General features: G+C 57.7%; 1 protein-coding gene. It reads left to right on the top strand.

The window, feature by feature from the left end:
* Positions 1-317 (top strand): transposase (locus I6F36_RS39495; RefSeq protein ID WP_225173349.1); only part of this gene is annotated, 317 nt, incomplete at both ends.

Below are 317 nucleotides of genomic sequence, written 5' to 3'. Positions count from 1 at the left end.
CCATTTCATCGTCGAAGGTGTCTGGGACGCATCACCGCTGGAATCTGAGCTGCTCAACCAGGCGGATCGGCTTGTCGGCGGCAAGGATGCGGTATTAGTCATTGATGACACCGCAATGCCGAAAAAGGGCGAACGCTCGGTTGGTGTCGCGGCTCAATATGCGTCCTCTCTTGGCAAAACGGCAAATTGCCAAACGCTGGTGTCGCTGACCCTTGCGCGCGGCGAAGTGCCCGTGATGGTCGCATTGCGTCTCTTTCTGCCCGAGAGTTGGACAGGCAATGTGTCTCGTTTGATGCGTGCTCGGGTGCCGATCGAAC

The organism is Bradyrhizobium sp. BRP19, assembly GCF_020194195.1.
GTDB classification, from domain to species: Bacteria; Pseudomonadota; Alphaproteobacteria; order Rhizobiales; family Xanthobacteraceae; genus Bradyrhizobium; species Bradyrhizobium yuanmingense.
The sequence above is the reverse complement of the archived record's forward strand: the minus strand, read 5'-3'. Positions and strand labels throughout refer to the sequence as shown.